This is a genomic window from Mycobacterium sp. (assembly GCF_049281135.1).
Classification (GTDB): Bacteria; Actinomycetota; Actinomycetes; order Mycobacteriales; family Mycobacteriaceae; genus Mycobacterium.
Map to the genome: position 1 here is coordinate 1 of NZ_JBAPRN010000760.1, position 6460 is coordinate 6460.

At 65.9% G+C, this 6460-nt stretch carries 7 protein-coding genes and 1 pseudogene; 4 read left to right on the plus strand and 4 right to left on the minus strand.

Translation table 11 applies throughout. The features are described from left to right. Positions 1-291 (minus strand): annotated as a pseudogene (locus tag WAN02_RS30080) (acetyl-CoA C-acyltransferase); the annotation flags it as partial. Positions 292-406: 115 nt separating this feature from the next. Here WAN02_RS30080 and WAN02_RS30085 point away from each other — a divergent pair. Beyond that, complete coding sequence (locus tag WAN02_RS30085; RefSeq protein WP_422269034.1) at positions 407-1759, plus strand: 3-oxoacyl-ACP reductase; 1353 nt, start codon at positions 407-409, stop codon at positions 1757-1759. Between the two features lie 5 nt (positions 1760-1764). Continuing rightward, positions 1765-2607 carry a MaoC/PaaZ C-terminal domain-containing protein gene (locus WAN02_RS30090; protein ID WP_422269040.1) on the plus strand — a complete coding sequence of 281 codons (843 nt, stop codon included), beginning with the start codon at positions 1765-1767 and terminating at the stop codon, positions 2605-2607. Here the strand turns inward: WAN02_RS30090 and WAN02_RS30095 are convergent. From WAN02_RS30095 to WAN02_RS30105, 3 genes are all read right to left on the minus strand, one after another. Further along, positions 2604-3830, minus strand: coding sequence for a chloride channel protein (locus WAN02_RS30095; RefSeq protein ID WP_422269035.1), 1227 nt, complete (start codon positions 3828-3830; stop codon positions 2604-2606). The genes WAN02_RS30090 and WAN02_RS30095 overlap by 4 nt on opposite strands. Positions 3831-3836: 6 nt before the next feature. After that, positions 3837-4466, minus strand: coding sequence for a TetR/AcrR family transcriptional regulator (locus tag WAN02_RS30100; RefSeq protein WP_422269036.1), 630 nt, complete (start codon positions 4464-4466; stop codon positions 3837-3839). Between the two features lie 87 nt (positions 4467-4553). Further along, the gene (locus WAN02_RS30105) at positions 4554-5705 is read right to left on the minus strand and encodes a glycoside hydrolase family 3 N-terminal domain-containing protein (protein WP_422269037.1); all 1152 of its coding nucleotides are present in this window, start codon (positions 5703-5705) and stop codon (positions 4554-4556) included. 86 nt (positions 5706-5791) lie between these two features. Between WAN02_RS30105 and WAN02_RS30110 the strand changes: the two genes are divergently transcribed. Beyond that, positions 5792-5965, plus strand: a complete 174-nt coding sequence (locus tag WAN02_RS30110) for a DUF2613 domain-containing protein (RefSeq protein WP_422269038.1) — start codon at positions 5792-5794, stop codon at positions 5963-5965. Between the two features lie 6 nt (positions 5966-5971). Beyond that, positions 5972-6460, plus strand: a 489-nt coding sequence (locus WAN02_RS30115) for an alpha-(1->3)-arabinofuranosyltransferase domain-containing protein (protein ID WP_422269039.1), incomplete at its 3' end; no start/stop codon positions are given.

The window sequence follows — 6460 nt, forward strand, 5'->3', positions numbered from 1 at the left end:
CTGCAGGTCGAACGCCGGCGTGTAGGACGACAGCGCGGATCCGAGCACGCATTCGCGCATCAGGTTGAAGTCGCGGCTGTGTTTGAGGACGGCGCCGCCGATGACCGCACCCAGCCGTTGTCCGGACAGACCGAACCGGTCGACCAGCCCGCCGAGAGCGGCGGTGAACATGTCCTGGTTGGACGCTTCGGCGTAGGCGCGGTCCGAACGCGCGAACGGGATCCGGTTGCCACCCAGCACGGCGACGCGGCGCAGGGAGCGTGAAGAGGAGGTGTCAGAAGCCACGCTTATCTCCGTCAGTTGTTGGTTATCCGGTGTTGGGAGCCATACTACTCACCGTTCTTACTCTGGAGTAAGTTAGCTCTCGACTACGGTACTGGTACCCCACACCACGGAAGGCAACTCAGTGGCACCCGATCTATTCTCCCAAGTCGTCAACTCCGGGCCGGGCTCGTTTCTCGCCAAGCAGCTCGGTGTGCCGCAGCCCGAGAAACTGCGTCGGTACCGGGCCGGTGAACCGCCGCTGGCGGGATCGCTGCTGATCGGCGGCGAAGGCCGTCTTGTCGAGCCGCTGCGGGTGGCGCTGGACACCGACTACGACGTGGTGGGCGCCAATCTCGGCGGGCGCTGGGCGGATTCATTCGGTGGGCTGGTTTTCGACGCCACCGGCATCACCACTCCGGCGAAGCTGACGGCTCTGCACGAATTCTTCACCCCGCTGCTGCGCAACGTGGGCCATTCCGGCCGGGTTGTCGTCATCGGCACCACGCCCGACGAAGCCGCGAGCACCGATGAGCGGATCGCGCAGCGGGCGCTGGAAGGTTTCACCCGCTCCCTGGGTAAGGAGCTGCTGCATGGCGCCACCGCCGCGCTGGTCTACCTGTCGCCCAACGCCAAACCGGCCGCCACCGGACTCGAGTCGACCCTGCGATTCCTGTTGTCGGCCAAATCGGCCTACGTCGACGGGCAGGTGTTCTACGTGGGCGCCGCAGACTCCACACCGCTCAAGGACTGGGACCGGCCGTTGGACGGCAAGGTCGGCATCGTGACCGGTGCCGCGCGAGGCATCGGCGCGACGATCGCCGAGGTGTTCGCCCGCGACGGGGCCCGCGTCGTGGCGATCGACGTGGAGTCCGCCGCGGAAGCTTTGGCCGAGACAGCCACCCGCGTCGGCGGCACGGCGCTGGCGCTCGACGTGACGGCCGACGATGCCGTCGACCGGATCACCGAGCATCTGCGCGACCACTACAGCGGCCACGCCGACATCCTGGTCAACAACGCCGGAATCACCCGCGACAAGCTGCTCGCGAACATGGATGATGCGCGGTGGAACTCAGTTCTGGCCGTCAACTTGCTTGCGCCGCAACGTCTTACCGAGGGGTTGGTCGACAACGGCAGCATCGGCGAGGGCGGCCGGATCATCGGCTTGTCGTCGATGGCCGGCATAGCGGGCAATCGCGGGCAGACCAACTACGCCGCCACCAAGGCCGGCATGATCGGGCTGACGCAGGCGCTGGCGCCCAAGCTCGGCGAGAACGGCGTCACGATCAACGCCGTCGCCCCCGGGTTCATCGAAACCCAGATGACGGCGGCGATCCCGCTGGCGACCCGCGAGGTGGGCCGTCGGCTCAACTCTCTGTACCAGGGCGGACAACCGGTCGACGTGGCCGAGGCGATCGCTTACTTCGCCAGCCCTGCGTCGAACGCGGTGACGGGTAACGTCATCCGCGTCTGCGGCCAGGCCATGCTGGGGGCGTGACCACAGTGACCCAGCCAAGCGGCCTGAAGAACATGCTGCGCGCGGCGGCCGGGGCGTTGCCGTTCGTGCCTCGCGGCGGCCAGCTGCCCACCCGGACAGTGACCGTCGATGAACTACCCATCGATCGCGCCAATGTGGCCGAATACGCCGAGGTGACCGGACTGCGTTACGCCGACGCGGTGCCGCTGACCTATCCGTTCGCGCTGACGTTTCCGACGCTGATGTCGCTGGTGACCGGCTTCGACTTTCCTTTTCCCGCAATGGGATCCGTTCACACCGAAAACCACATCACCCAGTACCGACCGATCAAGGTGACCGACACGGTCAATATCGCGGTTCACGCGGAGAACTTGCGCGAACACCGCAAGGGCCTGCTGGTCGACCTGGTGACCGACGTGAGCGTCGGCAATGAGGTGGCCTGGCATCAGGTCACGACCTTCCTGCATCAGCAGCGCACCAGTTTGTCCGGCGAGCCCAAGCCGCCGCCGCAAAAGCAGCCCAAGCTACCTGCACCCAACGCGATCCTGCGGATAAGTCCGGGCCAGATTCGTCGCTACGCCGCCGTCGGTGGCGACCACAACCCGATCCACACCAACTCCGTCGGGGCTAAGCTATTCGGATTTCCCACCGTCATTGCGCACGGAATGTTCAGCGCAGCAGCGGTATTGGCGAACCTTGAGGCTGCCCTTCCCGACGCGGTGACCTATTCGGTGCGGTTCGGCAAACCCGTGCTGCTGCCCGCAAGCGCCGGACTGTACGTGGATCAGGTACAGGACGGCTGGGACCTCAGCTTACGCAACATCGCCAAGGGGTATCCACATCTCACGGGAACGCTGCGCGCGCTCTAGCCCCGTCGACGCTCGACGACACGGAGCAAGCCGAAGGCGCTCAAGGCGGCGACTAGGAAAACCAGCAGCAGCCACAGCGGAGGCCGAGCGAGTTCCCACACGAAGATCGCGGCCCAATATGGCGCGCGTTGAGTGATGGCCAACACGCCCGCCGCGCCCGCCATTGAGACTGCCGGAACATGATATTGAGTTCCTGCCAGCGCGTTGATGGTCAGCACCAACAGCGTGCCTGCCGCGGCCCCGGTGGCCAGCGCGGGGGTGAGCATCCCGCCCCTCGCGCCAGCGCGCAAAAACACAGCCGTCAGAAGGGGTTTCAGAACCAGAACTATCGCCGCCGTTTCCAGGGTCATCCCGCCGGCGAGGGTTGTGGTCAGGATCGATTTGCCGTTGCCGGGCAGCTCGGGCCACCAGCGTGAACAGACACCGATCAGCAACCCAGCTCCGGCGATCGCCGGTATCACCAGCCACGATCGTGTCAGCGCTGCCTGACGTGCCGATGCCATGAGGCGGTTGAAGGCAAGTCCCAAGGCGAGAGTCAGCGGGGCTAACACCAGTGCATAACCGATCAGCCGATACGACACCTGCAAGTTAGGCCAAATCAGGTTCGGCTGATCATGGGTGACGAACGAGGCAACTGCGACCGCCAGGCTGGAGGTAATCAACGCGGCACCCAGCGCTCGGGGATGCCACGTTTTCAACATGATCCGCACTGCGAACAGCGCACCACCGAGCGGCACCGCATACACCGCACCGAGTCCGGCGCCTGCCGCACAGGCCAGCAGGATCTCGCGGTCCCGCGCCGACAGCCGCTTCAGCCATCCCGTAGCGAAATCGCCTAGGGCCACAGCGAATTGGCGAGGGGCTACTTCCCGGCCCAGCGACGCACCGGAGCCGACGACCAACACCTGCAGTGCCGCGTCGAAAGTGAAGGGCAGCAGACGAATACGCTCCCGGTCGGCGATGGCCGCAGACAACGACGGCACATCGCTTCTCGACCGCAGTAGCCACCACCCCAGCCCGGCAAGTGCTCCGCCGACCATCGGCCCCAGGGCTCGCCGGACCGGACTGCTACCGGTCACCCCCTCCAGCAGTGATCCGAAGGTGTAGTGATAGGCCAGATGTTCAAGGGCATGCAACAGCAGGATCGTCGACAGGCCGGCAAGCCCCGCAAGCAGCCCGACAACCACCACCGCGCAGATAAAGTCGGTATTGCGACGGCCCATCACCGATCAACCGGATTCGGTCGCGGCTTCGGCCGCGTCTTTCTCAACCGGTTTGCCCTTGAGTCCACGCCAGAACAGGTTGATCATCACTTCCGCCGCGCCGTCGACGTCGGTATCGCCGGTGCTGAGCCGGGTCGCGATCGCCTCACCGGCGCCCACCAGCGCCACCGCGATCATCTCGAAGTCGGTGTCTGGTTCGGGATTACGGGTGCCCGCCTGCAGGACCCGCACGACCAGGGCGATGATCCGCTCGCGTCCCTCCCGCACAGTGTGCGCGAATGCCTGCGAGTTGGTGGCTTGTGCGTACATCACGATCCACGACGCGCGGTTGGCGTCGATGTAGCGCATGAACGCCACAATCGTGTTGTGCAGCAAGTCTCTCGGGCTCTGGTCGAGATTGATGTCCTCACGCACACCGTCGATGAATCGCCCCAGCTCGCGATCCAGGCATGCGCCGAACAATTCCTCCTTCGAGCCGTAATACAGATAGAGCATCGGCTTGGAGATCTCGGCTTTGGCCGCAATCGCGTCCATCGACGTGTCGTGATAGCCGTTGATGGAGAACATCTCAACCGCGGCATCCAGCATCTGCTGCTCTCGGACAGCACGGGGTAGCCGCTTGGTACCACCTGCCATGCCATCCCCTATCTGGCCGACATCTGCGCGCCTGTCGGCGAGACTGCCTCGATTCAGAGTAAGCAATGCGGGGTCGCGCCGCCGGATTTACGGTCCGCAGTCCGGCTTGGGTCCTTTGAACTTCGCGATCCGCCGGACCGAGTCGTCGACGTCGGACATCTTCAATTCCTTGGCGTCCAACGCCTTCTGTAGACGGTCGAGAACCGCGGGCACTTCGTCGGTGGTGATCCACAGCGCGACGTCGGTGCCGGCCTGCACGGCGCGCAGCACCGCGTCGGGCACCGTGTAGTGGTCTTTGATCGCCGCCATGCTGGACAGGTCGTCGCTGAATATCGGACCGTCGAAGGCTGGGCCGTTGTATCCGACGCCGGTGCGCAACATCTGCACCGCGGCCCGGTTGACGCTGGCCGGTTCGTCGCCGGTGAGGTCGGGCACCTGCAGGTGGCCGACCATTGCGCCCTGCGGGGCGACGGCATTCAACAGGGCCCGGTAAGGCACTAAGTCGTTGTTCTGCAACTGCTGCAGCGGCGGCGTCACGATGACGGACGCGGTGTGCGAGTCACCGGATCCGTGTCCGTGACCCGGGAAATGCTTGAGCACCGGCAGCAGCCCGGCGTCGCGCAGGCCGCGGGCATAGGCACCGGCATACTCGACGACTTTTTGCGGATCCGGACTGAACGACCGGTCGCCGATCACCGTGTCGTCGGGGGCGTCGGTGACGTCGACGTCGGGGGCGAAGTCGACGGTGATGCCCAGGCCGCGGATCCGGTGGCCGCGGTCCAGGGCTATCCCGTACACCTCGTCGGGAGTGTGTGTCTGCGCCAGCACCCGCGCCGACGGCGCGGGACCGATCAGCTTGGACAGCCTGGCCACCCGGCCGCCCTCCTCGTCGACGCTGACCGCTACCGGCAGCGCAGTGCTGGCTGACAGGTCCTTGACCAGGTTGGGTCCCAGCATTTTCATGTCGGTCCAGCTGCCGATGAAGATGCCGCCGACGTGGTAGGTCGTCACCACAGCCTTGGCGTCGTCGCCGTCGCGGACGCCCACCATCAACAGCTGCGCCAGCTTCTCGCGGGCAGGCAGGGCCGCCGGGTCCCCACACGCCGGTTTGGCCGGTGGAATCGGCTTCGCCGAAGACGAGCTGGCCGGTGCGGTCGCGGGCTTCTGCGCGGAGTGGTCACACCCGGCGATCAGCGCCGTGACGGCGGCAAACACGGCCAGTACGCGCGGGAATCCCATCAGGCCATGGTGTCATGGGGTTCAGCCGGCCATGCGGCCGGCGACCTCAGTGGCCACGACCTCGGCTTCTGCTAGGTTGGGCAGCGATGAATCGCTTTATTGCACCCGCAGCCGCCAGCGTTGTGGTCGGCCTGTTGCTGGGTGCAGCCGCGATCTTCGGAGTCACGTTGATGGTGCAGCAGGACACCAAGCCGCCGCTCCCCGGGGGCGACCCGCAGTCGTCGGTGCTCAACCGGGTCGAGTACGGCAACCGCAGCTAACTCACGATGCGGGCCGAACCCGGGCCCGTCGAGGTCACTGCGCTGTCCCGACGCTGGTTGTGGTTGGTTGCGGCGGTCGCGCTGGCGCTGAGCTTCGGCTCGTCGCCCGGCCAGATCTCCCCCGACACCAAGCTCGACCTCACCGCCAACCCGCTGCGCTTTCTGGCCCGCGCGACCAACTTGTGGAACAGCGAGCTGCCTTTCGGGCAGGCGCAGAATCAGGCCTACGGCTACCTGTTCCCGCACGGCACGTTCTTCTTGGCCGGCCACCTGCTCGGCCTGCCGGGCTGGATCACCCAACGGCTGTGGTGGGCACTGTTGTTGACCGTAGGTTTCTGGGGGTTGCTGCGCGTCGCCGAGGCGCTGGGCATCGGCAGCACGACGTCGCGCGCGGTTGCCGCCACGGCGTTCGCGCTCTCACCACGGGTGCTGACCACGATCGGGTCGATCTCATCAGAGACGCTGCCGATCATGCTGGCGCCGTGGGTGTTGCTG